The sequence below is a fragment of the Butyricimonas sp. DFI.6.44 genome (assembly GCF_022132345.1).
GTDB lineage: Bacteria > Bacteroidota > Bacteroidia > Bacteroidales > Marinifilaceae > Butyricimonas > Butyricimonas muris.
This window is the reverse complement of sequence record NZ_JAKNJD010000005.1, coordinates 304,321-331,290: the sequence shown is the minus strand read 5'-3', so window position 1 is coordinate 331,290 and position 26,970 is coordinate 304,321. Positions and strand designations below refer to the sequence as shown.

Here is a 26,970-nt window from a genome sequence, read left to right as displayed (position 1 = left end):
GAAAGCCTTATTTTTACAAAAAAAAAGAACTGTCTAAAACTTGTTAGACAGTCCCATTTTCTCATCTCTCTCCACCACAAAACATACACGCTTTCAAATGTACGGACAGGACATCCCCACACGCTTTACATCTCCATTTTTCCCGTTCCTCTTCCAAGAAACGAACTTCACCAACTTCTTGCACCCGTCTAAGATTATCGATTTCACCCCACACGGGGCAACCGAATTTTCCTTGAAAAAATTATCTATTTCCACCGCGAATTTCTTCAATAACCAACTCTATCGCTTTCACGGTAGCTTTGCCGATATTCCTTTCCCGCGTAAAAGAAAAGGTAAACTTGCGGGCGACCGTCCTTCCCGGTCCGGCAACACCGATCCAGACCGTACCGATCGGTTTCTCCGGCGTACCACCCGTGGGTCCCGCGATGCCGGACGTGGACACCCCGTAGTCGGTTCCAATCAGGCGGCGTACACCTTCTGCCATTTGTCGCACCACGGGTTCGCTAACGGCACCGAATTGTTCCAGATCCTCCCGGCTCACCCCAAGCACCCGTTCCTTCACGTCATTGGCATAAGCGACCACGCTTCCCCTGAAATAAGCCGAAGCCCCGGCAATGGAAGTCAATTGGGCGGCAATATTCCCACCCGTGCAACTCTCGGCGGTAGCGATCGTCCTTCCTTTCATCAACAGCAACTCTCCCAATTCCCGCTCCGTCCCCCCGTTCTCTCCTTCCGTGTAATGCAATCCCTCCAGTGTTTCTTTCAACCCGTCGAAACGGGCATCCAAATTATACACCTGCTTTCCTTTCGCCGTCAATCGCAACATAACAAATCCCGGGGAAGGCAGATAAGCCAGACTGAATCCCTCGGGAAGCGTTTCTTCCCATTGACTCAATCGGATAGCCAGTTCCGACTCTGGGATATCGTACACCTTCAGCATCCTGTAATCCAGTTGCAGGTGCGGGAACAAGTGTTGCAACCCGGGAACCACACTTTGCATCATCAAATCCTCCATCTCGAAAGGCACACCCGGCAAAGAAACCAATACTTTCCCGTCTCGTTCGAACCACATACCGGAAGCCGTCCCCTTGCGGTTGAACAGAATCTTTGCCGATTCGGGTTGAAGAGCCTGACCGCGATTCGCCTCGTTCATACTCATTCCCCCGTTCTCCAACAACTTCTCGATCCACTTCAACACCTCCTCGTTCATCACCAAGCGGGTATTGAAATAATCCGCCAATACCTTCTTCGTCACGTCATCTTTCGTCGGTCCGAGCCCACCGGTCACGATAACCAGCTCCGCCCGCTTCATGGCATAATCCACCCAATGGCATATCTCCTCCCGATCGTCGGCAATAGATAAAATATCAATCACTTCCGCCCCGAGGCGAGTCAATTGTTTCGAAATATATTGTGAATTGGTATCCAGTATCTGTCCTAACAGGATTTCATCACCGATTGTAATAATGATCGCTTTCATGGATTTACATTTTTATTCGTGAATACGTTTAATAGCCTTAATCCGTTTCAATAAAGAAGGATGAGAATAATGAATATACTCGTACAGCGGGTGAGGCGTCAGATTGCTCAAAGACTTCACCGATATTTTCTTCAATCCCGACACGAGATACTCCCCCTCGTAATGAGTCCCGGCGAAAGCATCCGCCTCGTACTCGTTCTTCCGTGACCACACGTTCATGCCGATACCCAAAATCAAGTTAACCGGAGAATAAAGTATAGCGAAAGCCATCAATCCCAACTGGAAATATGCCTTATCGCCTCCTAACGCCCCAGACAACGCCGCGTTATCGACACACAGGGAAAACAGCCAGAGTATAACACCCGTTTGCACTATCGAAAGTCCCATGGACTGTAACGTGTGCCGTTTCTTGTAATGCCCGATCTCGTGCGCCAGCACGGCAACGATCTCCTCTTCCGTCAAATCGTCAATCAACGTGTCGTACAACACCACCCGTTTCTTGGGTCCCAGTCCCGTGAAATAAGCGTTAGCCTTTGTCGAACGTTTCGAGCCGTCGATCACGTATATATTATCCAACTTGAATCCCACCTTCCCGGCAAACGCCTGAATCTTATCCCGCAAACACCCCTCTGGCAAAGGAGTCTGTTTATTAAACAGAGGCACTATCAACTGGGAATAAAACATCCCCATGAAAAGCGAAAACACGATCACGACTCCCCACGCGTACAACCAGAAAGAAGCGCCCGCCCACGTGTAGAACCACACGACAAGCGCCAGCAACACGCCTCCCATGACAAGAGAAACCAGTAATTCCTTCACGGCATCGAGCCAGAAAATCTTCCTCGTGGTTTTATTGAACCCGTATTTTTCTTCAATATGAAAGGTAGCGTAATAGTCGAAAGGAATATCCAGCACGGATGAAGCCAAAGACAACCCGACCACGAAAAGAAGCGTCTGCCACACGGCACTATCGGTCACGGACACCACCCAATCATTGTACCACCCGAAACCGCCCGCCAGAAGAAAAATCATCATCACGGCAAAGCCGAACCCGGAACTCCAACTGTCCAACCGTCCGTTTTCCCGCTTGTACGACTGGAAACGACCGTATTCCTTCTCGTCATAGATACCCTTCAGACTCTCGGGTAACACGGGCGACATATGCTTAAAATTCAAATGTTCCAGCACCCGTTCAAGGATAAAATCCAGACACAGGAAAACAACAATAACAATAAATATCATTTTACCTCCGGTAAAGTTACAGGTTACATTTGCCACAAACGGCAAGTTACAAGTTTAAATTCTTGAACAAAGATACAACAAATTTCATAACCTGCAACTTGCCAGAGGCAAATGTAATCTGCTAGGGCAAGACGCTTTTCGCCCGGTTCATAAAGTTGAGCTTTCAGCTCCTAAAGTTTATAAAGTTCATAAAGTAACGGGCGTCCTTCGGACAAGGTTTACCGGCAGCTATGCTGCCGTGGACAAAGCGCCCCGCAGGGGTTTAAGAACCTTATAAACCTTATGAACTTTATAAACTTTTGACTAAAAGGGCAAAAAGCGTTTTGACGCGTTTGCCCCGTGTAAATATAATTTGCGTTTCTCATTTATTAATTCTAATTTCGTTGCGACAAATTAAAGAAATTTTTCCGTTATGGAACAATAGAATATAAACACAAAAACAATACAGATTATGGCAGAATTCAAGTATCAAGAACCATTTCCGATACAGAAAGATGACACGGAATATCGTTTGTTAACAAAGGATTACGTGAAGACAATAGAAGTCGAAGGACGTAAAATACTGAAGATTGAAAAAGAGGGGCTTGAATTACTTGCCCGGGAAGCGTACGCCGACGTATCTTTCTATCTTCGCGCTTCTCACTTGCAGAAATTAGCCAATATCCTACAAGACCCGGAAGCCAGTGACAACGATAAATTTGTCGCTCACACCATGTTAATGAATCAAGTCGTGTCCGCCGAGGGAGAACTCCCCACCTGTCAGGACACGGGTACCGCCATCGCTATCGGCAAGAAAGGTGAAAACGTGTGGACCGGATTCAACGACGCCGAGGCGATCAGCAAAGGGGTGTATGAAACCTACCGCGATCGCAACCTGCGTTACTCGCAGGTAGTACCTTACACCATGTTCAACGAGAAAAATAGCGGAACGAACCTTCCCGCGCAAATCGACCTGTACGCCACGCAAGGCAATAAATACGAGTTCCTGTTTATCACCAAAGGAGGCGGTTCTGCCAACAAGACTTTCCTCTATCAACAGACCAAAGCCCTTCTGACCGAGGAAGCGTTGACCAAGTTCATCAAGGAAAAGGTGAAAGACTTGGGTACTTCCGCTTGTCCTCCTTACCACCTGGCCGTGGTCATCGGCGGAACTTCTGCCGAAACCTGCTTGGCGACCGTGAAGAAAGCATCCGCGGGATATTACGACAACCTGCCTACCGAGGGAAACGAGGGCGGTCAGGCATTCCGCGATCTGGAATGGGAAGCCAAAATACAGAAAATTTGCCAAGATATGGGTATCGGGGCACAATTCGGCGGCAAATACTGGGTACATGATGTACGGGTAATCCGTATGCCGCGTCACGCCGCATCCTGCCCCGTGGGAATCGGTGTCAGTTGCAGTGCCGACCGCAACATCAAGGCGAAGATCACCGAAGACGGAATCTTCCTCGAACAACTCGAGAAGAATCCCGCGCGTTTCCTACCCGCCGAGAATCCGGCTCTAGCCCCTGCCGTGGATATAGATTTGGATCAACCCATGGAGGAAGTACTGAAGATATTAAGCCAATACCCGGTAAAAACTCGTTTGAACCTGTCGGGAACCCTAATCGTGGCACGCGATATCGCGCACGCCCAAATCAAAGCGATGCTCGACGCGGGCAAACCCATGCCGGAATATTTCAAGAAACACCCGATCTATTACGCCGGTCCCGCCAAGACACCCAAAGGTATGGCATCCGGGAGCTTCGGTCCCACAACAGCCGGACGTATGGACCCGTACGTTGACTTGTTCCAAGACCACGGCGGTTCCATGATTATGGTTGCCAAAGGTAACCGTTCGCAAGCCGTTACCGACGCCTGCAAGAAGCATGGCGGATTCTATCTCGGTTCCATCGGCGGACCTGCCGCGATCCTTGCCAAGGAAAGTATCAAATCGGTTGAAATCGTCGCTTTCGAAGAATTAGGAATGGAAGCTATCCGGAAAATCCGGGTTGAAAACTTCCCCGCCTTCATCATCGTCGATGACAAAGGAAACGACTTCTTCGCCGAGTGGGCACATTAAAATTACCCTTGGGCTACCTATACACTACCTCATGAACGTAGCATAGACGTAGCATGAACGTAGCATGGACGTACACGAGCGTCCATGCTATGTCAATGGTATGTAAAAGCAGTATTTTTAAGATGGGATAAGGGTGAAATAAAGATAGCGCATACATAAAAAAAGACCGGCTAACTGAAATGAGATGTTTCTCAAAAGTTAGCCGGTCTTCTTTTTAATTTTTATTCCTCTACCGGTTCGAAGTCTTCTTTACCGACGCCGCAAAGCGGGCAAACCCAATCTTCCGGAATATCTTCAAAAGCGGTTCCGGGTGCAATACCCCCGTCCGGATCACCCTCCGCGGGATCATAGATATAACTGCAAACTGTGCAAATGTACTTTTTCATAGCGCTATTGTTTTTAAATTTCAACAAATATAATAATTCTTATCAGACATCACATAAATTTTTTAATCAATTTCAAATGCTTATACGGGGCATAACGAAAATGGTTATCAATAAAGGTGGGAGAAATTACAACAGATTTCAAATTACTGAACAATTCAAAACTCGCCTTCCCGTGATACTTGCCCATCCCGCTCGTTCCGACACCCCCGAAAGGTAAATGAAAATTACCCACATGAATAATTGTATCGTTGATACAAGCTCCGCCAGAAGTAGTGTGTTTCAACACTTTTTCTGCCGACGCCGAAGGTCCGAAATAATACAACGCCAAAGGCTTTTCTCGTTTATTCACGAAATCTATCGCCTCATCCAACTCCTTGTAATTCAAAATCGGCAAAACCGGTCCGAAAATCTCTTCCCGCATGATCGGGCTATCCGGCTCCACACCCGTCAACACGGTCGGCGCGATATATTTATCTTCAACATCGACCTCTCCCCCCACGACCACTTGCCCGGAGGAATGCATCAACTTCATCAGACGTTTCGTTCCTTCCTGATGAATAATTCTCGTGTAATTCGGGCTCTCCACGGGATTCTCCCCGTAGAAAAGTTGTATCGCGCGTTTCACTGCCGCCACGAAAGCCGCTTCACGCTCCGCCGGAATAAGAACATAATCCGGAGCCACGCAAGTCTGTCCCGCGTTCAGGAACTTCCCCCAAGCAACACGCCGAGCCGCAATCTCCAGATTCGCGTCCCGATCCACGATACAGGGACTTTTACCCCCCAATTCCAGCGTCACGGGCGTCAGATGCCGGGAAGCCGCCTCCATGACCTGCCTCCCGAAACGAGGTCCTCCCGTGAAAAAGATATAATCGAACCGCTCCTCCAGCAAGCGATTGACCATTTCCCCGTCCCCCTCGAACATAGCCACATGACCGGGATCAAACACCGCAGCAACAATCTCCCCGAGCACCTTTGTCGTCGCCGGGGCAAAAGGAGAAGGCTTCAACACGGCACAATTCCCCGCCGAAATAGCCCCGATCAAAGGTGCCATAATTAACTGGAACGGGTAATTCCAAGGAGCTATAATAAGCACCACCCCGTAAGGTTCGTACATGATCCGACTACGAGAAGGCAAAAAAGGTAACGGGGTGGGCACCCGCTTTCCTTTCGCCCAACGCCTCAAATGCTTCACGTGATAATCTATCTCGCCGATGACCACCCCGATCTCCGTCAGGTATGCCTCGCCCTCGGACTTCCTCAGATCCTCCCACAAAGCCTTGTTTATACTCTCCACTCGTGAAAGAATAGCTTTTTTCAATTCTCTCAATTTCGCCAATCGCCATGAAATATCACGAGTAATTCCCTGCCTGTAAAACACTTGGAGGGATTCCGCGTACCCGTGCCGCGTATTCAATTCTGTCATTACCGGTTCTGTTATATTTAGCAAAACAAAGATATATTTTATTTTAATAAAAAACTTTTCACCCGAACATATCGTTATATCCGAACCAAATTAAAATAACCAAGCATGAAAATAGGTGCCCTATACGCGTTGTTATCTATTATCACATGGGCAATAATCAGCGTTATTACCCGCTTCTGCATCGTGTACTTGGAAGCGAACATTCTCGTGTTCGCCACGTTACAGATATTCTCGGCAGGAGTGGCACTGTTGCTCATCCGAAAACCCGTCACCCGTGAAGGTTGGCGTTCGGGTGTAAAATACTCGTGGCTGTACACGATACTTCAAATATGCCGTAACTTTTTTCTTGCCGCCGTTTACCTGTATATCACCAGCACGGAAACGAGTTTATTGATAAACGGGGAAATAGTGGTGACCACGATTTTCGCTTACATTTTCTTTAAACGCCGCCCCCACCCGAGTAATATTTTCGGTATGCTCGTCATCATGGTAGGCATCGTGTTATTCATACAATCGCTACCGGAAGCCATACAATTACGAGTCAGCGTACTCATGTCCGCAGTTATTATAGCCAGTTGCACCCGCGCTATCGTGGTCGAGAAAACAACTATCGCGAGTCCCGACACAACCACCCGCCAGAAATGCGGTATTTCCGGGTTCACCATGTTCTGGGGTGGTATTATCGTGATGTCGGCACTTACCGTCATCGCCATCGGGGAACATATTTTCGCCCCGGGATTCTTCGACAGCCATCCCTCGTGGTTCTATTTGCCTCGAATTGAAGATATCCTTCACCCCACGACCATCGTGTCGGCGTGCCTCACGGGATTCATGCTAACTTCCCTGTCGACCTACCTGTATTACGCCACCCTACAAACCGCCACGGCAGAAACCTTTATGACTTTCCGGGCATTCCAACCCATGTTGACCTACGGGCTCGAATCGCTTGTCGCGGTTTACGCTATCAATTTAAAACCCGATTTGGATATAAAGGATTATATTCTCGGGTGCGTTATCATTTTAGGTTCGTTCCTTATCCTACTCATGCCGCCCCGACGCACCAAGCAACTGGAGCCGAAACAATACATGACGGACTAAATAATTGAAAATGGAAAATGGAAAATTGAAAATGGATTCCTTTACAAGACAGAGTAATTCAATCACTTAATCTAAAATTAAGGAATTTAAAATGGAGCAGATTTCCTCTTTTTGGGAGGGATGGAACCAATGGATGTCCGGGTCATTACGATACCATGTAAGTTGCTTTTTGGCGTAACGGCGGGTATTACGCTTTATCAGACGGATAGCCTCTTCCCGGTCAAACTTCCCGTCAAAATAATCAAACCATTCCTTGTATCCCACGGTGTTCAACGCATTCAAATGCCGCAACGGGTAAAGGGCTCGCGCTTCTTCCTCCATACCCGATTCAACCATAATATCCACGCGCCGGTTGATACGGTCGAACAATTCTTCCCGTTCCCGGTTCAGTCCGATCTTCACGATATTAAATTCCCGCTCTTTCACGGTGCGTGTCAAAAAAGAAGAATACGGCTTTCCCGTCATCAGGCAAACTTCCAACGCGTGCATAACCCGTTTACCGTTCTTCAGATCCACTCGCGCGTACCACTCCGGATCCAACTTCTTTAGTAACAGACGCAAGGCTTCTATCCCGTCCCGTTCGAACATCTCTTTCACCGACGCCCGCACCTCGTCGTCAATAGTAGGCATCTCGTCAATCCCTTTGCACACCGCGTCAATATACATCATCGAACCGCCCGCCATAACCACGACATCCCTCTCCTCGAAAAGCTCCCGTATCTTACGTAAAGCCTGCTGCTCAAATTCCCAGCAATTAAAATAATCCCGCACGGACACGGTCTGAATAAAAAAATGAGGAACTGCCGCCAGTTGCTCTCGCTCCGGTACGGCAGTTCCTATATTCATTTCTTTATAAATCTGTCGGGAATCACAAGAAATTACAGATGTCCGGTAATGCCTCGCCAACTCTATACTCAAGTCAGTCTTCCCCACTCCCGTCGGTCCTAACAATACCAGCAATGTCTTCATCCATTTAAAGATTTTAGATTTACGATTTATGATTTACGATTATAATTTCAAATTTATGATTTTAGAAAATCAATCTTAAATCTAAAATCTTTAAATCTAAAATTACTAAAGTCTATCAATATAATCATCCAAACTCTCGTAACGGGAATCCCTATAGTAATCATCATCACCGTCACGATCCTGACGATCGTCGTCGTCATAACTGTCATTCCCGAATTCCTCCATGAAACTGTCGTCGTAATCGCCGTCATATTCTTCCTCGGGCTTGTCAAATTCCCAGTTAGCATTGCTCTCGTCATACGAGAATTGTTCCGGGATATCTCCCTCGCAAGCAATACAAACCGGCATCACGTCCGACGAATCGCGGATATATTCCCCGGCATATTCCACCTTATAATACTTGTTGGAAAAGAAATCGTACACGTATTCCAGTTCGAGGCATCCCGGCTTAATGATATCGCTGATCTTCGTGCTGTCCATAACGAGGTTTTCACTCTCCTCGTCATCCACGGCCATATCCATCAAAGCGATTTCTTTCACCCGGTTCCCCATCCGGTCTAACGTGAAGAAAGAAGCCATTTGAGAACTGTCGTAATTTAACGTCTCAACAATTTTATCGTGAAACTGTTGGAATGTCTGTTCTCCTCCAACCGCGATTTCACACCTAAAATCCGAACTAGTCGGTAAACTGATTTCAAATCTGTAATCCATATGTTATTTAATTTTAACCTAGCATCAACGCCGAACCGACACCCAGTGCCGTAACACCCAGTATAACGAGGATAACGAAAGCGACTACCGCCAAGGCAACACAAATCCCGATGATCCCGCAAACACGCCCGGCACTCACGTTTTTATAAGATGCCTCCGTGTACTCGTCCGGATTCTCCAAATAAGCCTTGCGAGGCGACGAAGCCATCGCCACGGCGAGAATCCCCAACACCAATCCAACGAAACCGTAGCACCAGCAAAATACCAATGACAATATTCCCAATACCAACACTGCCGTTGCATTCGGGAGGTCTTTTTTCTTCGTTTCAATAATCTCCATCGTTGTCGTTTTAGTGGGTTATTAATTTAAGCAAATATGAAATTAAAATTATTATCAAGCAAACAAAACCCGTAATTTTTAATATGCCGGGCGATATTTTTTTTATTCCCGCAATACGCCCTGCCACAAGGGCCAGAAACACGATCAAGGGGATTAATCCCGGGTAAGTTTTCACGGAATTGACAATCTCTCCCCTTAACAACATAAAAACCGCTGTCTGAAACCCGCAACCGGGACATTCGATACCGATAGATTCCTTCACCAGACAAGGCAACTGGTGCGCTTCCAGCCAATTAATGAGCTCTCGCGTGAATATCACCATTCATCCCGCCGGAATTAAATATCGTGAACCACGGTTTCCAAAATATCCATCGCCTCCTTGATCAGGTTGATATTCGCCTGCGATCCCATGTGACCGATACGGAATACCTTTCCCGCCAATTTACCGTAATTTCCGCCGACAACCATACCTTGTACTCTCAACTCGGAATCCAAACGTTCCCAAGTCATGTGTTCGGGCACGTAAACAGCCGTCACGGTCGGGGAACACACGGCATCTTCGGCAGGATACAGCTTTAACCCCATATCCTTAATCCGTTCCCGGCAATAAGCGGCGACTTTCTCGTGACGGGCAATGCAACTATCCAAGCCCTCCTCGAATATCAATTCACAAGCCTTATGCAACTGAGCCGTCCCCTGCCAGTAAGGAGTGTAAGGGAAATATCCCGTTTCCGGGGCAGTCAGGAAAGGCAACAAAGCCTCGTAACCCGCGTAATTCACCTCTTTCACGATGTTCCACGCATCCTCGCTCACGGAAAGAAAAGACATATTTGCCGGGGCAGACAAACATTTCTGCGAACCGCCCAAAGCCAGATCCACGTGCCAAGCATCTACATCGACAGGAGTACCACCCAAGCCAGAAACAATATCCACGCATAACAACGGTACCCCGTGTTTCACTTTCAAATCCCCAATCTCCTGAACGGGATTTGTCGTCCCGCTCGGGGTTTCATTCTGTACCATCGTGATCATTTTCGGCTTGAACTCCACGATAGCCTTTTCTATAGCATCAAAATCATGGAATGTCCGGTCATACCCGAAATCCAACGTCATTACCTCGCACCCGATCGCTTTTGCCATATCACCGAACCCTTCGCCAAACAATCCGGTAGAAAGCACCAACACCCTATCTCCCGGCTTTAACGTACTTTTCAAAGCCGTCCACAAAACCAACATCCCCTCGCCCGTTTGAATCACTACCCGTTCGCGGGTTTTCATCATCTTCTGCAACAAACCCTCCGTTTCCCGGTATAAAGCCGCGTATTCCGGCTCACAATCCGCAGACCCGAAGTTCCGGGCAGCAACTTTCAAAATCTCTTGCGGGACAGCTACAGGCCCCGGAACTAACGGTATCAGATACTTTTCCATTCTTTTCTACAAGTTTATAATGTTTCACGTTACAATCCAATCCCGCCCCCTTATTTCATGGTTCGGTAAACGACAAAATCGGCGCACTGGTTTGCAAAACTACAAATAAGAATTGTTAAAAACACTACCCGTGAATAAAAAAATTAACAACTTATCATTCTTCTTACAGACATCAATATAAAATAACTAGATAAACAAAGACATAAATAACACTTATCAATTTTATTCATACCTTTACAAGCTATAACTAACTTAAAACAAAATCATCATGAAAAGAGTAAAACAATTAATCGTGGCTGTTATTATTATTATGACGTGCAGTATTTCGTTCGCAATCAATTTTAATTCCATATTTGATTATCCCCCGTTTGTTTCATGGGTTGTAGAGGGAAATGAAACACAACCGATCAACTTCACCAAAGGCGAAACAACACTTATGTATTTTTGTGCAACAGCACCGTGTAACATTTCAACATTTAAAATAATAATTGAAACAACCATTATGGGAGTTACAGTAGAAGTTCCACTCCCTTATGAGGGAAAATATTACTTGCACAACTGTGAACTACCCCTTGAATCAGGAGATGTCCTTTATGTACAATTACCTATTGAAATTTTACCTTCAGCTCCCTTTATCTCTGGTACATTTACAGTTAAATTTATGAATGAAAATTATACGTATATAGCAGGAGGTAGTTGCTCATTTAACATCTATGAATAATTTAGATTTATACCTTTCAACATAAAAAAGAAACTGGAATAATTCAGTTTCTTTTTTATATTTCCAGAGCGACTTTTTCATACCTTCTTTCCCCGAAAGCTTAATCTTTCATTTTTCCCCTTTAAAAACCCATTTCACGGCATCCCCAACAATTGTTTGTTCCTTAATTCCTTTGTCTGAAAGGATTACTTTACTTATTCCTGACTCTAAATGAAAAACTCCCAAAGAATACCATCCACCATTCCTTCGCATATTTATTAGTTGTAATGAATATTCATTCTCTTCATTTACCAACGTATAATATTGATTCTGAGGTTCACTCAAATCACGAATAACATCAGGAGTTATATAAACAAATATCTCATATTTTCCTTCCTTATGGAGTCTAACACTCCATTCCAAACAACTCTTCCCTCCTCCCGCACGTTTAAATAAATAACTTTTAACAACATCACCATAACCGTTATACGTAAAAAACGATTTCCACTTATCTGTAACATTTATCCCAAAAAAGCCCTCGAAATTCGCATACTTTTCCCATGGTTTCAACGACTTCTCGTGAAGATAATCCCCTAATCGTACCCGAGAAGCAGACTGCACGATCTTGAAACCAGCATCCTCGTTATCCACAATTATTTCATTGGAATCCGGCATGAAATAATCTTTCCCGATAGCATAAACATATTGCAAAGTATCTGCACAGTAAACGTTATAAACACCCAAAGAAACTTCTCTTGGTAAATTAGAAGCAATGTTCACAAGCAAGAGTATCTTAAGATTTATATTATCCTCTTCATGCGCCACGACTTCAATGCCAGAATTTGCCTTCACCTCATAAGATTTATACGTGATTTTATCTTTCGCTCCAGACCTATCATCTACTGGTCCAAAAAAAGCAGCATTTCCAATTACCGACCGTAAAGTCTTTACATACACGACACCATCGACATCACTATCATTAAAGATTGCAAACTTTCTCCGCCATTTATCCCCATCGGAAGTTTCTACACGCAAACTTTCCCAACTTCTTATGTAATATCTGGGTACCCCTTTTTTCTCGTACCACGGTTTCAATAAACTGTTCCAGCTCACCCCAAATCGCTCCTTAAACTCATGCTCCAGCACGTTAAAATCGACCTCTTTAAATTTATACTTATCTTGAAAACCCACGAGAAAAGCAACAACACTATCCACGACAGCCCCCCTGGCATCAAGTAATCCTATAAGTTCCCGTCCCTTTAGTGCCATCAACACGTTCAACGCCTCAAAACGTAAAGATTCATCCTCGAACGCATCTTTCAGGCTATGCTCCTTCAAGTAATAAATAGCCTCTTCTTCTACTTTAGAATTGAATTTTTTCCATCCGTCTTTCCTTGTTGGACTATTATCTTGCAAAATCAAATTTATCACTGCATCCATACAGGCATAATCAGACGAGATTATCGAACCCAACTGGTTATAAAACAAGGATCCGATATAATAATTATTAGATACATCTTCCATCGGAAGCTCACGAAGCCCCCCCCTCAAACGATCCAACCCGAATAATTGATTCCAAGAAAACAATGCCACGTAATCCTCTTCCTTGAAAAAAAGAGAATTAAAAAAGCCCTTCATATCAAACATTGATTCCAACGACCCGTTTCGCCCGATCCCATTTTCCGGGAAAAACAATAATTCCGGCTGAACGAAACCACTTCCTCCCCGTTCGTTCCGGAAATAGGAAGTAAAACTGATAGGTGTTTCCACCAGCATGAAACGCAAGTACGGGTAACTTTTCCCCATGGTAAGTTCTGCCTTGTTTCTCACCCAAGAGATCATATCAAAAGGTGAAACCTTTTTACGATTCCATAGAGAGTAAAGCAACGATTTATGTGACTGCAAAATATTTAATTCATAGACCGTTGAATCAATCTCCACTCGTTTAGTCATGTAATTTCCCATGCATAAAGAAATTCCCGGTAAAGGGATCTCGTTTTTAAAAATAATATCTTTTCCCACGCCACTTCTTTCTCCTTGCGAGATCACTGTCTTTTCCCCCGGATTCTCGACCCGCAAAGTATAACGCGAGAAATTCTTAGAAACCTCAAATCGCGAGTGAGGATTTACAGAAGGAACAGTCACAGGATACCATAAGACTTCCGGAATTAACAAAGTAAAATCTTTCTCTAAAAAAGCATATCGTTTACCGTAACGACAGGCTAAATGAGCCTTTTTGCCCGTTTCGGTAATTTCATGAAAAGAAATATCCGGATAACACACATTCTCGTCTATTTGCCCCTCATACGTCATATAAACCCGCAACGAATCTCCTTGAAGCAAAGAATGTTTTACCCGAACCACTTGGTTTTCTCGTTCAAACGATAATACTTCATTACCACTTGTCAATGAAGTCACATGTAACCCCGGATTCAAATAAAGAAGCAACTCCGGAATGTCCGAATCGGATTGATTGCGTACCAGAAATTCACTATTCACGCTCATTTTACCGCCCTGTTGAGCGTACCGGATAATTTGTGACACGAGAGTTCCTTTAGGAGAAGCCGCGTACCTGCCATAGGTTTCAATATATTTCTGCCGGGAAACATGGTCAATATAATTAGCTCTCAAAAAAGAAAGCATGAATATCACTCCTAATATCAAAAAAACACACGCGATATTTCTCGCTCTAAACCTCTTGGGGTTATTCGGGATACGTTCAAAACGGAACACCGCTAACTGCACGAAAGCTAATCCCAAGCACAACCATCCTGCTCGTTGCAATAAATATCTTCCCGGATCCGGATGCCCTACAAAATCAGAGAAAGCACCCGGTAAAGTCACCCCCCAGAAATCAAAAATTCCTTTATACACGTCCCCGACATAAAACGTCAGACACACGTAACCTAGAAGTATTGATTTGCATAATAATTGATTTTTCACCCAACTACTAATAAAAAAAGAAAAACCTATCATAAAAACAGCAGAAGGTACGACCAATGTCAACAAATAAAAGCAGTTCAGCAACAAACTAAAGAAAAAATGACTACTGGAAGTACGGACGAGTACTCCTAGCAATAAAGATATTACTGCAGCCAATCCAAAAAAGGACAGGAAGCCCAAAAAAGAACTCCACACGTATTCCGCGTTGCTTTCCGAATGATAATACGTGGTCTCTATCGTATCAATTCTCTGTTTTCTATTCAAAAAAACACTTGCAACCACAACAAGTGGCAAAGTTTGAAAAAGCGTGAACAGGAAAGCATTCATATAAGGATAAAAAGAATCTAGATACCTCGCGTTATAAGTATCCATACTTTGATTCAAAACCTGTACATACACGATGCAAATCCATATAAAAAGGAAAAGAAATTGCAACAACCGATTTCTCATCAAAATCTTAAAAGTATGAGAAGTAATGATTCTTATATTCTGGAAGTTCATGGTCATTGATATTTAAATAAACGATAAAACCTCTTTTGCAAATTTAAACAAATAATTCATATTCAAAAATTTCTCTTAAAATAATATAGCTTGAAAAATAAAAAAATCAACAATTATCGAATTTGTAAGAATTGTCTCTAAAAATCCAAACCTATTCCACTGACAATTCGTCATAATAACAAACAACGGGAAAATAGGTACGCTTTTTGTAAAGGGATTAAATATTAAATGTATATTTGTACTTTAAATTAGAAATTAGTTATAGAGAATGAGTGGAGCAGAAAAAATAGTTGAACAAGTAATTGAAACATTAAATAAGAACAAGGGTGTCGATATAGTAAAGATTGATTTAAGAAGAATCGAAAACTGTTTCTGTAGTTTTTTCGTAATATGTCACGGAACTTCCAACACGCACGTGGCGAGCTTGTCGGATTACGTTCACGATGAAGTCAACGAATACACGGGGGAAAAACCGTTACACGTGGAAGGGGAGCAACAAGCACAATGGGTTGTTCTGGACTATGGAAACGTGGTCGTACATATATTTCAAAAAGAACAAAGAGATTATTATCAACTCGAAGACTTTTGGGTGGATGCAGAAATAACCAGAATAGAAGAAAATTAATACACGATATGGCAGAAAACAACAAACACGATAACTTTGATTTTCCCCCGGTCGGGAGGAAAAACAACAGGAACCAGAGATTCGGCGGCTACTGGACCTATATTATTATTGCCGCCATTCTTATAGGCTACCAATTTTTCAGTATGCCGACAAACCCGGAACGTATCTCGTGGCAGGAATTTAAAACCAATATTCTCGCCAAGGACGAGGTGAAAGAAATTCTTATCGTCCGCAACGGGGGAAAGGCAAATATCTTCCTGAAACCGGAGAAGATAGAAACTCACGATAAATTAGTTTCCAAGGGATTTAATCAAAAAAGTACGGGACCACAATACTACGTACCTTTCGGGACATTGGAGCAATTCGAAAAGAATCTGGAAGAAGCACAAAAGGAATACCCGGAAACCGCGGACATACATGTCGATTACGGCGACGAGTACAACTGGTGGGCAGACATCATATCCATCATCCTGCCCTTGGCTCTATTTGTAGGTATTTGGGTATTCTTCATGCGCCGGATGAGTAAAAACGCCGGCGGCGGCGGTGGCGGCGGTATCTTCAACGTGGGAAAATCCAACGCCAAACTGTTTGACAAGGAATCCAATATCAAGATCACGTTCAAAGACGTGGCAGGATTAGCCGAGGCGAAACAGGAGGTGGAAGAAATCGTGTCATTCCTCAAATCACCGGATAAATACACGAAGTTGGGAGGTAAAATACCCAAGGGAGCCTTACTCGTGGGTCCCCCGGGAACGGGAAAAACCTTAATGGCAAAGGCGATGGCGGGAGAAGCCAACGTACCGTTCTTCTCCATGTCGGGATCGGACTTCGTGGAAATGTTCGTCGGGGTCGGGGCATCCCGCGTACGCGACTTGTTCAAGCAAGCGAAATCGAAAGCCCCGTGTATCATATTCATTGACGAGATCGACGCCATCGGTCGCGCCCGGGGCAAAAACCCGAACATGGGTTCCAACGACGAACGCGAGAACACGTTGAACCAGTTGTTGACTGAAATGGACGGCTTCGAAACCAATTCGGGCGTTATCATTCTGGCTGCCACCAACCGGGCGGATATTCTGGACAGCGCGCTATTGCGTGCCGGACGTTTCGACCGTCAGATATACGTGGATCTCCCCGAATTGAAAGACCGGGAAGATATTTTCAAGGTACATTTGAAACCGTTGAAACTTGCAGAGGATATCGATTACAGCTTCCTCGCGAAACAAACACCCGGGTTCTCGGGCGCGGATATTGCCAACGTGGCGAACGAGGCAGCACTGATCGCCGCCCGTAAAAACAAATCGGCAGTGGAAAAACAAGACTTTCTCGATGCCATCGACCGTATCGTGGGAGGACTCGAGAACCGGAGCAAGGTAATCAAACCGGGCGAGAGAAAAACCATCGCTTATCACGAGGCGGGACACGCTACCGTATCGTGGTTGCTCCGACACGCTCACCCGCTGTTGAAAGTGACTATCGTACCGCGAGGCAAAGCCTTGGGTGCGGCGTGGTATCTGCCGCAAGAACGCCAGATCACCACGAAAGACCAATTACTCGACCAAATGGTTTCCGTGTTGGGCGGACGTGCCGCAGAAGAAATCGTCTTCGGCGAAATATCCACGGGTGCGCAGAACGACTTGGAACGTGCCACGAAACAGGCCTATGCCATGGTATCCATCTATGGTATGAGCGATAAAGTGGGAATGTTGAGTTATTACGATTCCACCGGACAAAGTGATTTCAACTTCACGAAACCTTACTCGGAAAAAACGGCGGAGATTATCGACGAAGAAGTGAAAGCGATGGTTTCAGCCGCGTACGAACGGGCAAAACAACTATTGAGTGAACATAAAGACCAGCACCGCCAAGTTGCCGAACTCTTGATCGAGAGAGAGGTAATCTTCAGCGATGATCTGGAAAGAATACTCGGGAAACGTCCTTGGACAGAAGACGGGGAAACCATTCAACCCGAAGAATTATAAGAACGAAGGGCTATTCCCGACAGGATAAAAACAGTATAAACTAAAAAACGAAAGTTATGGAAAATTGGGTATCTGTTTTCTCGACAACCGAAGAATTCGTCGCAGAACGAATCAAGGAAGTGTTAACCGACTCGGGAATCCCTGCCGTAGTTCTGAATCAACGGGATTCTTCTTACAAAACATTCGGCGATATCAACGTCATGGTAAACAAAGAAGACCGGGAAAAAGCCGAGCAAGTTATAAAAGCATACAATGATCGTGAGTAATTTCTTAAAAAGGGCAATCAGCGGATTGCTGTTTGTCGTGGTACTAACAGGGTGTATTTTCATACACCCCATTTGTTTTTACGTACTGTTCTTTATCATCAACATTCTGGGACTTCTTGAGTTCGGCCGTATGGCACGACACATGAACATCCACGTCAACCTCTTTTTCTGTATCGTGTGCGGAAGCGTGCTATTCACCGCGGGATTCCTGCATAACTACATCGGTTACAAAGACGGTTACCTCTATTTCTTCATACTGACATTTATTATGGCTATCCGCGAGCTCTATCGCAAAAAAGGAAACGGATTCCAGAACATCGCGTTCTCCTATTATGCCCTCCTGTACATCAGCCTGCCTTTTACCTTATTGATATACTTGCCTTACATGTCAAACTCGGGACAATGGATGCCGGAAATCATCTTTTTCCCCTTCCTGCTCGTGTGGGTAAACGACACGTTTGCCTACCTTTCCGGTTCTTTACTCGGCAAGCATAAACTTTTTCCCCGGATATCCCCGAAGAAATCTTGGGAAGGAGCCATCGGCGGCGGGCTGATGACCATTATTGTCGGGCTGTGCGTGGCTCCGTATATCGAGGGATACCGCGTTTTCGATACGGCAGTCATCTCCTGCATCGTGGTGGTATTCGCCATTTACGGCGACTTACTGGAATCCATGTTCAAACGTAGTATTGAAATCAAGGACTCCGGCAATATTCTGCCCGGGCACGGGGGAATCCTCGACAGATTCGACGCTGTCATATTTACAATCCCCGCTATTTTTGTTTATATGGAATTCATGTATTAACTTTGCCCGCTGTTTTAATAACGTAACGAAAAGAATATGAAGATACATAAAGCAGGTCATTCACTGTTAATTAAAGCATTTGTAATTATCGCCATTATCAACGTACTTGTCTACGTTTTCTCTCCCGGTATCATTGTTTTCAGGGCTGTGCTCGTTGTCAGTGCTATCTGCTACCTCCTGATGGTAAACTTTTTCCGTTTCCCGAACAGGCACATCGCGCCGGACGATATCACTATCCTCGCCCCTGCCGACGGGAAAATCGTGGTTATAGAGGAAACATACGAACCGGAGTACTTGAAAAAACAATGTATACAGGTATCCATATTCATGAATATCTTTAACGTGCACATCAATTGGTTCCCTATCAACGGAATCATCAAATATTTCAAATACCATCAAGGAAGATACATGGCAGCCTACCTGCCCAAGTCCTCCACGGAGAATGAAAGAACCACTATCGCCATAGAAGCCCGTGACGGGCGGGACATCGTCATGCGCCAAATCGCCGGGGCTATGGCAAAACGTATCGTATCTTACGCTCCCGTGGGCGGAGAAGCACGTCAAGACGAACACGCCGGATTCATCAAATTCGGTTCCCGTGTTGACCTATACTTGCCGCTAGGGACTAAAATAGACGTGAAGCTGGGACAAAAAGTGACCGGTTCACAAACACTTATCGGAACATTTAAAGAACCTGAGTCCAAGTGATCCGTTCACCGGCTCGTAAAAAATCAGTACTATGTCTGTTCAAAAGAAAGTAAAAAGAGTAACCACCCACGTGTTGTCGGAAATGAAACTGAAGGGTGAAAAAATAAGTATGCTTACCGCTTATGACTATTCCATGGCAAAGATTATCGACAATGCCGGAATAGATGTTATACTCGTGGGTGACTCCGCGTCCAACGTTATGGCAGGACACGAAACCACCCTGCCGATTACGCTCGACCAGATGATATATCACGGTGCTTCCGTGGTTCGGGGCGTGGAACGCGCCTTGGTTGTCGTGGATTTGCCTTTCGGCAGTTACCAAGGGAACAGCAAGGAAGCCCTTTGCTCGGCTATCCGCATCATGAAAGAAACAAGCGCCGACGCCGTGAAACTAGAGGGCGGAAAAGAAATCCTCGAATCGGTTTCACGCATACTCTCTGCCGGAATCCCTGTGATGGGACACCTCGGGCTTACCCCGCAGAGTATCCATAAATTCGGTACTTACGTTGTACGGGCACAGGAAGAGGAAGAAGCCAAGAAACTGATCGAAGACGCCCATGCTTTGGAAGAAGCCGGTTGCTTCGGCATCGTTCTGGAGAAGATTCCGGCAAAACTAGCCGCGCAAGTGGCACAAGAAGTAAGCATACCCATTATCGGTATCGGTGCCGGCGGCGGCGTGGACGGTCAGGTACTCGTGATTCACGACATGCTGGGAATCAATCAGGAATTTTCACCCCGGTTCCTGCGTCGCTATCACAACTTGTACGCGGAAATGACGGGAGCTGTCAGCAACTACATCAACGACGTGAAGAGCCGCAACTTCCCGAACGAGAGAGAACAATATTAGAATTTTAGATTTATGATTGACGATTTTAGATTGAAATCATCAATCACAAACCGTGAATCATAAATCATAAATCGTAAATCATAAATCATAAATCGTAAATCATAAATAAATATGAGGGATTTGGAGATTTTATACGAAGACAATCACATCATAGCCGTGAACAAGCGGGTATCGGATATCGTGCAGGAAGATAAAACGGGTGATGAGCCGCTAAGCGAACGGGTAAAAGCCTACATCAAGGAGAAATACAACAAGCCCGGTGATGTGTACTTGGGTATTCCCCACCGCGTGGATCGCCCGGTGAGCGGTGTCGTATTATTCGCCAAAACCAGCAAAGCATTGGTTCGTCTGAACAAGATGTTTCAAGAACACGATCAGGAAATCACCAAAATCTATTGGGCTATCGTGGGGAATCTTCCCGACGAAGACCATGCCCGATTGACTCACTACCTGACGCGTGATCCCGAGAAGAATAAATCATACGCTTACAACAAACCCAAGAGTGGAGCGAAAGAAGCTATTCTGGAATATACCCTGCTGGGAGCCGGACAACGTTATTACCTGTTGGAAGTAAAGCTGTGCACGGGACGTCATCACCAGATCCGTTGCCAATTGGCAAAGATCGGATGCCCCATCAAAGGCGACTTGAAATACGGTTTCCCCCGTTCCAACGAGGGAGGAGGTATCAGCCTTCATGCCCGTTCCATCACGTTCATGCACCCGGTGAAGCAAGAGATGGTGACCGTCACCGCTCCCCCGCCATTGAACGACACGTTGTGGCGCTTCTTTTACGAGAACTTGAAGTAATTAAAAAAAGACAAGGCTGCCGGGTAATTCCGGACAGCCTCGCTCCATCATCCAGTAGTACAAACTTAGGGTTATTTACTATCCTTCAATGCTTTATTCAATTTCATCAACATGGATTGATAATGCACTTTCGTGTCGCCCGTTGCCCCGGCAACTTTAGAAGACAACAAACGCTGTGCTTTCAATGCCATATCCTGTATGTAGGTCTGTGAATTATCAATCTCACCGACCGTGACCCGCCTTTGGAAACCATAACCGTAGCCGAACTCGTTCAGAGCCATTTGCCGTGCCACGTAGCCAACCCCGTGTTCTTCTTCCAACTGACGGAATTGATCTATATACTTGTGAATAAACCCGCTTTCATCCAACCCGTAAGCGGCAATCTCCTCCACCGAAGGTACATAAGCCGCATCCGTCAACATCCGTAACGCACCGCCTCCGGCATCTTTAAATGCGCTGCTGGATACATCCACGATAAAACGTTGCAACATCTTGTCACCTTCCGTCAATTTCCGTCCCTTGATCGTGCTGTCGAAAGCCCCGTTATACAAATCTGTCAAGTATTCCTGCACCGTGTAAGGATTCGATGACAAATGAGCGGACAAAAGTATATTTCCGGTCAGGCGTTCCAACTGATCCAGAAGCCTCTTTTGCAACACGGGCGTCATATCGACAGCCATGCTGAAATTCTTCGTCAACTCCTTGTTATTTAGCCAATCGGCAGATTTGAACTCCTTCAATATCCACGCCAGCGAAGCCTTTTGCACGTTCTTCGGCACGGACACGTGACGTTGTCCTCGCGTACCGTCTTTCACTTCCGTCAAGTAAATCCCTCCCACGTTGTACATCACGTTCATAAGATAACGGTAATATTGATTCGCGATTTGCTTGTACAATTGTTCGCGATGAGTGAAATCGGTATCGTCGGTTACCCAATCATTCATGTTGGCAAGAATATATTTCAAGTTCTTGATACCGTATTCTCCGGCTTTTATCGGGTCGTCACCCAAATCTTCCTCAATGGCACTCGGGTCATAGCGGGAATAGATCTGCTGCCTACCGTAACGATAACGGGGATCACCCGCTTTCTCGTCCACCCAACCTTCCAAGGTTGCTTGCTCGTCCCACTCGTTCCCGGCATCCAATAAAGGCTGATAACTCCACTTCACGAGGAAATAATCGTAAATTCCCAAGTCGGGCGGAGTCAGACGCACTCCCTTGTCGCCCGGTTGCGCCACGTAATTGAAACGGGCGTAGTCCATAATACAGGGCGTAGTCCCGTAAGTATTCGTGAAAGAAGCGGAACGCAAAGAATCCACCGCGTAAGAAGCCGATGCCGCCATATTGTGCATGAACCCCAGACAGTGTCCCACCTCGTGAGCCACCACGTAAGCGATAGACTCCTTCACGATATCATCCGGCATCTTCTTTGCCCGTACCGAAGGGTCGATTTGTGCCGTCTGCACGAAACGCCAGTTATTAATCAGACGAATCACGTCATTGTAAACCAACACGGAAGCGTTGATAATCTCCCCGGTTGTCGGGTCTACCCAAGAGGGGCCCATCGCGTTAGCGGTCGAGGAAGGCAAATAGCGGATACAGGAGTACTTCAGGTTATCCGGATCGAACTCCGGATCATCAGCCGGGAAATCACGCACCTGCACGGCATTCTTGAAACCAATCTTCTCGAAAGCGGCATTCCAACGCAAAGTACCTTCCTTGATCGGCTGTTTCCACAATTCCGGGAAGGCATCATCAATATAGAACACGATAGGTTTCACCGGCTCCACCAGTTCCCCCCTTCTGTAAGCGGCAATATCTTTCGGTTCCAAACGCCAACGATTGGCAAGCGTGTAGTTTTGTATACCGTCTTTCTCCGTGGAAACGTGTTGTTTACTCGTCACGAATATCCCCACGCGGGAGTCAGAAATACGAGGACGCATTTTCTCCTCCGGCAATAAAAGTAACGAACGGGTTACAGTTGCCGTCAATGGCATATTATCCAATATCGAGAAAGCCATGAACTTCAACGACATTTTATAGGACAGCATGGACTTCACCGTCAGGTTATCATCAAACGCCTTGATTTCTCCCAAGGCTGACCCGTCTTTATTGAAACTGGTCACCACTTGAATCAATCCCATGATAGAAGTCGGCAGGAAAGCAAACTCCTTCATATCCGTGGTAAACATCGGGGTCACGTCAATCACGACTGCCGTACTGTCACCATTATAGGCAGCTATCTTGTAAGAATAGAGAATTGCATCCATGAAATTCTTATCTATCGCCTTGCGCAAAGACGGCTCATTCGGGTTCGACGTCACGTAAGCATTCACCTCGTTGAGATAGATCGTACTGTCGATCTTCGTGAACCTGATATGCAGCGGATCATTCTGCTTGTATCCCACGTCACAGAAATCGTTACTGGAAGTCGACGTCAACGTGGAAGCCAGCAACATTTCCCGCCCGAGATACTTCGTCGGAATCTCGAAATACAATTTGCCGTCCACCTTGTGAAGCGTGATAAAATTACTCTTCACGGTTTCACACGACTTCTTTTTGAACAATTTGTCATAAGCACTCTTTTTCTCCGGTGCTTTGACCTCCGTCGTTTTACCTTTTTTCTTACGACCGGAAGCGTACGTTTCCCGCGTGCATGGTAACACCAGAAGCCCTACCAGCAATACTAACATCCATTTTTTCATACTTTTCATTTTTATAGTAAGACATTGAAAAATCTTCTCTCTTATTCCACCTTCGTGAAACGGAATACCAGCGGGTACAATTCCCTCATCGGGTACTGTGGCGGATCGCCCCATCCCGGGTTCATCTGGTCTTTATAAGTTCCCGTCAAGAAATCAGTCGGTTCGTAATCCACAACCCGAAATTCCAAGACTTTCCCTTTGCTCAACAAACGCACCAAAATAATCGCCGGGCGTTCCGTCACGTTAGCGGCGGAATAGTTCACGTTCGCTTTACTTAACTCCAGCGTCACGACATCCCGTTTTATCCCGTAAGCATCCTGATCCCATAACTGTTCGGGCTCTTCCCCCTTATAGATTACGTCACAATTCCGCAAGTATTTTGCCAAATCACCATACACGCCATCCACGTTTAAGGTATTCGCCGCACCAAACACGATCTTGTCCGTGGCGGGATTATTCAATGGCAGATTATCGCAATCGTTCGGGTGTCCCCAAACCATACTCTTGATAAAGTCAACACTTATCAAATTAGGAGAAATCCATGTCCCTACAAATTCCTCGTAACGCGTCGGTCCGTTCACGTTTATGACCACGAAACCGTTCGTACCCGCCTCGAAACGACCTTCTTCCACTAACCGAAGGATCACTTTATCTTTCCCCTCCTCTTTCTTGAGGAAACGCACGGTCACGTCAGCCGTGGCCTTCATTACTCCCATGTACAACTCACGTCCGCCGCCCACGATCTCGTAATGCTCTCCTTCCACTGCCGTGGATTCAGGATCTATCTCGAAAGGTACGCGCAACTCTTCCCGCTTGTACATGTAATCTTCCCCTGCCACTTTCATTCCGGCGGACACGACGATCTCATTCTTCAAATCCATGGAAGCCTGGGTAAATGAGCCGGTGAACAAATCCTTCGTTTCCACGGGAATCATCGCCCAACGATTGTTCCACAAGCGATATCCCGGCACTTCCTGTAAACTCAAGCGAATTTCACGTCGTCCTATCACGTTATCTTTCGGCTTCACGTGAATCGTATCAATCATCTGACCCGGTTGGATTGTAAATTCCCTTGCCGACAACGTGTAATCTTCACCTTCCACGGCAGATCCTTCTACCGTGAAAGGAACTCTCACCACTTCCGTTACCGGTTCCGATACCATTACCTCCACTGCCAAAGAATCAACAGCTTTCAGTATATATATGGGACGCCCGAAACTCAACGTGGGTCCCTTATCATCATCATCCGAGCAAGCCCACAGGAGGCTCAAACTCACCAGCAACGAAAAAACAAATAAAATCTTTCGCATAACTCTATTCTTTATTCGTGGAACTTCAATTTTCTTCCAACGCTTCATTATAAGCATCTCTTCTCTCTTGAATAACAGCCCTTTCCGCATTTGTCAAACGAGGCAAGGCAGGCATAATAAACGTGGTGGAAATGTCCGCCAGACGGGGCGGCATATCATCCACATCGTCACATCCCGATAATACTAGAACCATTATTCCTATGATATATTTTAACGCTTTCATGTCATTCTATATTAAATGTTATTATTACAGTCCCTCGTACCCGGGATTCTGGATTAATCCCGAGTTCAAAGCGATATCAGTTTTCGGGATCGGGAACAAATACATAAACTTAGCCGTTTCGTACTTCACTCCACTAAGCCCCCACCACATGACAGGACTTCCGTTACGCTTCAACTCGTACCAGCGATCGAATTCCAAGTACAATTCCTTACGCCGTTCGTTCAATATCGCGGACATCAAGGGAGTCAACGCTTTACCCGTGGCATCGACCTTGACTAAAGCGTCAGTATTCACTTCTGGAAGATTCTGCGCCGTGTACGGGACATAATCACTGATCCGATTCTCCCGCAAATGATTCAGGTACCGCAAGGCGTTCGTTTCGTCCCCGGCGTGCGCGTAACTCTCTGCCATAACCAGACACATCTCGGCAGCCCGCACGGAAGTCTTCAACATCTTGGTATTCAAGAATTGCTCGTCAAAAAAGAAAGTATAACGAATATCCCGCTCTTTCTCCGTGAACAACTTCACCAAGTCCAACGAAACCGGACGTTGTTTCGACCGTTGCATGTACAAACGGGTGTACGCTTCACTCTGTTTTGTTCCGCTACGAATCAATTCATTCCCTTTCCGTTCCACTTCACTCTGGAGCATCTCTCTATAAGCATCCCCGCGAATCAACGGGTAGGCATCCAACACCTCTTTTGCCGTGCTTGCAGCCAAGTCCCACTCCTGCGTCCAAAAATACGTCCTCGCCAGATACGCGTTAGTGACATCAGCGTAGAAAAGATACTGTTTATCCGTCTGGTTGAGTTTCAAGGCTTCTTTCAAATCATGAATAATAAAATCCGCTGTTGCTTTCAAACTTGCACGGTCAGGCTTCCCCTCCATGTCGAACTTATCCACCAGAGGCACCCCCAATTGCTCCCCTGCCCTTGTTTTATCATACGGTTCACAGAAATTACGCATCAGGTTATAATAACAAACGGCACGCATCGTGTAAGCCGTGGCCAAAAGCTTTTTCCCGAACTCCGTGTCCCGTTCTTTCAACTCGTGCAGCACGATATTACAATCCTTTATCACCTCGTACAACGAGCCGAACTTACCGGAAAGACTATTGATGTCACTTCCCACGTACTCGGGAATATCCCTCTCCGAAATCGTCAGGTTCGCGTCCATATTATCCGTGTAGAACTCGAAAGGCAACGTGTTCAGGTACGCCCCGAAGAAAGCATACTCGCTCGCCTGCTCGATATTATTCAAACGCGTGTGCAATATAGCGGAAAACTCCTCGGCAGTTTTCGGTACTACTTCACTCTTGTCTTTCACGTCCAGATAACGCGAGCAGGACGTTTGTCCAATCAAGAGCAAAACCATGATATATAAACCAAATCTTCTCATATTCATTCAAT

25 protein-coding genes are annotated in these 26,970 nt (G+C 45.7%); 10 read left to right on the top strand and 15 right to left on the bottom strand.

Going from position 1 to position 26,970, the window contains the following annotated elements; genetic code table 11:
• Positions 1-61: 61 nt before the first annotated feature.
• The 3 genes from L0M98_RS22585 to L0M98_RS09330 are packed head-to-tail and all read right to left on the bottom strand — an operon-like array spanning position 62 to position 2,758.
• Entirely contained in the window at positions 62-184 is a 123-nt protein-coding gene (locus tag L0M98_RS22585; protein WP_255723111.1) for a hypothetical protein, read from the bottom strand.
• 57 nt (positions 185-241) lie between these two features.
• On the bottom strand, positions 242-1,480 hold the full coding sequence (locus L0M98_RS09335) for a competence/damage-inducible protein A (protein WP_186975701.1): 1,239 nt from the start codon (positions 1,478-1,480) through the stop codon (positions 242-244).
• Between the two features lie 12 nt (positions 1,481-1,492).
• On the bottom strand, positions 1,493-2,758 hold the full coding sequence (locus L0M98_RS09330; RefSeq protein ID WP_317198021.1) for a M48 family metallopeptidase: 1,266 nt from the start codon (positions 2,756-2,758) through the stop codon (positions 1,493-1,495).
• Positions 2,759-3,173: 415 nt separating this feature from the next.
• Between L0M98_RS09330 and L0M98_RS09325 the strand changes: the two genes are divergently transcribed.
• The gene (locus L0M98_RS09325) at positions 3,174-4,784 is read left to right on the top strand and encodes a fumarate hydratase (RefSeq protein ID WP_099292839.1); all 1,611 of its coding nucleotides are present in this window, start codon (positions 3,174-3,176) and stop codon (positions 4,782-4,784) included.
• Between the two features lie 221 nt (positions 4,785-5,005).
• Here the strand turns inward: L0M98_RS09325 and rd are convergent, their stop codons facing one another.
• Both rd and L0M98_RS09315 read right to left on the bottom strand, forming a co-directional pair.
• Positions 5,006-5,170: a rubredoxin gene (gene rd / locus L0M98_RS09320; RefSeq protein WP_099292841.1), complete on the bottom strand. Its 165-nt coding sequence runs from the start codon at positions 5,168-5,170 to the stop codon at positions 5,006-5,008.
• 49 nt (positions 5,171-5,219) lie between these two features.
• Positions 5,220-6,593, bottom strand: coding sequence for an aldehyde dehydrogenase (locus L0M98_RS09315; protein ID WP_227215647.1), 1,374 nt, complete (start codon positions 6,591-6,593; stop codon positions 5,220-5,222).
• A gap of 105 nt (positions 6,594-6,698) precedes the next feature.
• Between L0M98_RS09315 and L0M98_RS09310 the strand changes: the two genes are divergently transcribed.
• Positions 6,699-7,691 carry a DMT family transporter gene (locus L0M98_RS09310; RefSeq protein ID WP_227215646.1) on the top strand — a complete coding sequence of 331 codons (993 nt, stop codon included), beginning with the start codon at positions 6,699-6,701 and terminating at the stop codon, positions 7,689-7,691.
• 66 nt (positions 7,692-7,757) lie between these two features.
• Here the strand turns inward: L0M98_RS09310 and miaA are convergent, their stop codons facing one another.
• The 5 genes from miaA to L0M98_RS09285 all read right to left on the bottom strand — a co-directional run bounded on the left by miaA (position 7,758) and on the right by L0M98_RS09285 (position 11,139).
• Positions 7,758-8,660, bottom strand: coding sequence for a tRNA (adenosine(37)-N6)-dimethylallyltransferase MiaA (miaA, locus tag L0M98_RS09305; RefSeq protein ID WP_227215645.1), 903 nt, complete (start codon positions 8,658-8,660; stop codon positions 7,758-7,760).
• 105 nt (positions 8,661-8,765) lie between these two features.
• Positions 8,766-9,371 carry an IS1096 element passenger TnpR family protein gene (locus tag L0M98_RS09300; protein WP_099292849.1) on the bottom strand — a complete coding sequence of 202 codons (606 nt, stop codon included), beginning with the start codon at positions 9,369-9,371 and terminating at the stop codon, positions 8,766-8,768.
• Positions 9,372-9,384: 13 nt separating this feature from the next.
• Positions 9,385-9,711, bottom strand: a complete 327-nt coding sequence (locus L0M98_RS09295) for a CCC motif membrane protein (protein WP_099292851.1) — start codon at positions 9,709-9,711, stop codon at positions 9,385-9,387.
• Between the two features lie 10 nt (positions 9,712-9,721).
• Positions 9,722-10,033, bottom strand: coding sequence for a DUF2752 domain-containing protein (locus tag L0M98_RS09290; RefSeq protein ID WP_227215644.1), 312 nt, complete (start codon positions 10,031-10,033; stop codon positions 9,722-9,724).
• Between the two features lie 14 nt (positions 10,034-10,047).
• Positions 10,048-11,139, bottom strand: a complete 1,092-nt coding sequence (locus L0M98_RS09285) for a pyridoxal-phosphate-dependent aminotransferase family protein (protein ID WP_099292855.1) — start codon at positions 11,137-11,139, stop codon at positions 10,048-10,050.
• 268 nt (positions 11,140-11,407) lie between these two features.
• On the opposite strand from L0M98_RS09285, the gene L0M98_RS09280 reads away from it, so the two are divergent.
• On the top strand, positions 11,408-11,860 hold the full coding sequence (locus L0M98_RS09280; RefSeq protein WP_099292861.1) for a hypothetical protein: 453 nt from the start codon (positions 11,408-11,410) through the stop codon (positions 11,858-11,860).
• A 108-nt stretch (positions 11,861-11,968) separates the two neighbouring features.
• Here L0M98_RS09280 and L0M98_RS09275 read toward each other — a convergent pair whose 3' ends face one another.
• A complete protein-coding gene (locus tag L0M98_RS09275; protein ID WP_227215643.1) occupies positions 11,969-15,283 on the bottom strand; it encodes a golvesin C-terminal-like domain-containing protein in 3,315 nt (1,104 codons plus the stop codon).
• Positions 15,284-15,551: 268 nt separating this feature from the next.
• On the opposite strand from L0M98_RS09275, the gene rsfS reads away from it, so the two are divergent.
• From rsfS to L0M98_RS09240, 7 genes are all read left to right on the top strand, one after another.
• The gene (rsfS, locus tag L0M98_RS09270) at positions 15,552-15,908 is read left to right on the top strand and encodes a ribosome silencing factor (protein ID WP_099292863.1); all 357 of its coding nucleotides are present in this window, start codon (positions 15,552-15,554) and stop codon (positions 15,906-15,908) included.
• Between the two features lie 8 nt (positions 15,909-15,916).
• A complete protein-coding gene (gene ftsH / locus L0M98_RS09265) occupies positions 15,917-17,890 on the top strand; it encodes an ATP-dependent zinc metalloprotease FtsH (RefSeq protein ID WP_186975707.1) in 1,974 nt (657 codons plus the stop codon).
• Between the two features lie 56 nt (positions 17,891-17,946).
• Entirely contained in the window at positions 17,947-18,156 is a 210-nt protein-coding gene (locus L0M98_RS09260) for a putative signal transducing protein (protein WP_099292865.1), read from the top strand.
• A complete protein-coding gene (locus tag L0M98_RS09255; protein ID WP_099292867.1) occupies positions 18,143-18,961 on the top strand; it encodes a phosphatidate cytidylyltransferase in 819 nt (272 codons plus the stop codon). Before L0M98_RS09260 ends, L0M98_RS09255 begins: the two co-directional genes overlap by 14 nt.
• A gap of 36 nt (positions 18,962-18,997) precedes the next feature.
• Positions 18,998-19,669, top strand: coding sequence for a phosphatidylserine decarboxylase family protein (locus L0M98_RS09250; RefSeq protein WP_099292869.1), 672 nt, complete (start codon positions 18,998-19,000; stop codon positions 19,667-19,669).
• A gap of 31 nt (positions 19,670-19,700) precedes the next feature.
• Complete coding sequence (panB, locus tag L0M98_RS09245) at positions 19,701-20,516, top strand: 3-methyl-2-oxobutanoate hydroxymethyltransferase (RefSeq protein ID WP_099292871.1); 816 nt, start codon at positions 19,701-19,703, stop codon at positions 20,514-20,516.
• A 120-nt stretch (positions 20,517-20,636) separates the two neighbouring features.
• Complete coding sequence (locus L0M98_RS09240; RefSeq protein WP_099294618.1) at positions 20,637-21,323, top strand: RluA family pseudouridine synthase; 687 nt, start codon at positions 20,637-20,639, stop codon at positions 21,321-21,323.
• Positions 21,324-21,394: 71 nt separating this feature from the next.
• On the opposite strand, the gene L0M98_RS09235 is transcribed toward L0M98_RS09240, so the two are convergent.
• Genes L0M98_RS09235 through L0M98_RS09220 form a run of 4 tightly spaced genes read right to left on the bottom strand, consistent with a single transcriptional unit; the run spans position 21,395 to position 26,959 of the window.
• Positions 21,395-24,028, bottom strand: coding sequence for a zinc-dependent metalloprotease (locus tag L0M98_RS09235; protein WP_227215642.1), 2,634 nt, complete (start codon positions 24,026-24,028; stop codon positions 21,395-21,397).
• Between the two features lie 41 nt (positions 24,029-24,069).
• The gene (locus L0M98_RS09230; RefSeq protein WP_227215641.1) at positions 24,070-25,338 is read right to left on the bottom strand and encodes a Calx-beta domain-containing protein; all 1,269 of its coding nucleotides are present in this window, start codon (positions 25,336-25,338) and stop codon (positions 24,070-24,072) included.
• Between the two features lie 25 nt (positions 25,339-25,363).
• Complete coding sequence (locus tag L0M98_RS09225; RefSeq protein ID WP_176555093.1) at positions 25,364-25,531, bottom strand: hypothetical protein; 168 nt, start codon at positions 25,529-25,531, stop codon at positions 25,364-25,366.
• 54 nt (positions 25,532-25,585) lie between these two features.
• Positions 25,586-26,959 carry a RagB/SusD family nutrient uptake outer membrane protein gene (locus L0M98_RS09220; protein ID WP_227215640.1) on the bottom strand — a complete coding sequence of 458 codons (1,374 nt, stop codon included), beginning with the start codon at positions 26,957-26,959 and terminating at the stop codon, positions 25,586-25,588.
• Positions 26,960-26,970: the final 11 nt, after the last annotated feature.

Coding starts and splice junctions, on each gene's coding strand:
- L0M98_RS09335 (WP_186975701.1), bottom strand. CDS start 1,480: ATGAAAGCGATCATTATTACAATCGGTGATGAAATCCTGTTAGGACAG.
- L0M98_RS09325 (WP_099292839.1), top strand. CDS start 3,174: ATGGCAGAATTCAAGTATCAAGAACCATTTCCGATACAGAAAGATGAC.
- rd (WP_099292841.1), bottom strand. CDS start 5,170: ATGAAAAAGTACATTTGCACAGTTTGCAGTTATATCTATGATCCCGCG.
- L0M98_RS09315 (WP_227215647.1), bottom strand. CDS start 6,593: ATGACAGAATTGAATACGCGGCACGGGTACGCGGAATCCCTCCAAGTG.
- L0M98_RS09310 (WP_227215646.1), top strand. CDS start 6,699: ATGAAAATAGGTGCCCTATACGCGTTGTTATCTATTATCACATGGGCA.
- miaA (WP_227215645.1), bottom strand. CDS start 8,660: ATGAAGACATTGCTGGTATTGTTAGGACCGACGGGAGTGGGGAAGACT.
- L0M98_RS09300 (WP_099292849.1), bottom strand. CDS start 9,371: ATGGATTACAGATTTGAAATCAGTTTACCGACTAGTTCGGATTTTAGG.
- L0M98_RS09295 (WP_099292851.1), bottom strand. CDS start 9,711: ATGGAGATTATTGAAACGAAGAAAAAAGACCTCCCGAATGCAACGGCA.
- L0M98_RS09290 (WP_227215644.1), bottom strand. CDS start 10,033: ATGGTGATATTCACGCGAGAGCTCATTAATTGGCTGGAAGCGCACCAG.
- L0M98_RS09285 (WP_099292855.1), bottom strand. CDS start 11,139: ATGGAAAAGTATCTGATACCGTTAGTTCCGGGGCCTGTAGCTGTCCCG.
- L0M98_RS09280 (WP_099292861.1), top strand. CDS start 11,408: ATGAAAAGAGTAAAACAATTAATCGTGGCTGTTATTATTATTATGACG.
- L0M98_RS09275 (WP_227215643.1), bottom strand. CDS start 15,283: ATGAACTTCCAGAATATAAGAATCATTACTTCTCATACTTTTAAGATT.
- rsfS (WP_099292863.1), top strand. CDS start 15,552: ATGAGTGGAGCAGAAAAAATAGTTGAACAAGTAATTGAAACATTAAAT.
- ftsH (WP_186975707.1), top strand. CDS start 15,917: ATGGCAGAAAACAACAAACACGATAACTTTGATTTTCCCCCGGTCGGG.
- L0M98_RS09260 (WP_099292865.1), top strand. CDS start 17,947: ATGGAAAATTGGGTATCTGTTTTCTCGACAACCGAAGAATTCGTCGCA.
- L0M98_RS09255 (WP_099292867.1), top strand. CDS start 18,143: ATGATCGTGAGTAATTTCTTAAAAAGGGCAATCAGCGGATTGCTGTTT.
- L0M98_RS09250 (WP_099292869.1), top strand. CDS start 18,998: ATGAAGATACATAAAGCAGGTCATTCACTGTTAATTAAAGCATTTGTA.
- panB (WP_099292871.1), top strand. CDS start 19,701: ATGTCTGTTCAAAAGAAAGTAAAAAGAGTAACCACCCACGTGTTGTCG.
- L0M98_RS09235 (WP_227215642.1), bottom strand. CDS start 24,028: ATGAAAAAATGGATGTTAGTATTGCTGGTAGGGCTTCTGGTGTTACCA.
- L0M98_RS09230 (WP_227215641.1), bottom strand. CDS start 25,338: ATGCGAAAGATTTTATTTGTTTTTTCGTTGCTGGTGAGTTTGAGCCTC.
- L0M98_RS09225 (WP_176555093.1), bottom strand. CDS start 25,531: ATGGTTCTAGTATTATCGGGATGTGACGATGTGGATGATATGCCGCCC.
- L0M98_RS09220 (WP_227215640.1), bottom strand. CDS start 26,959: ATGAGAAGATTTGGTTTATATATCATGGTTTTGCTCTTGATTGGACAA.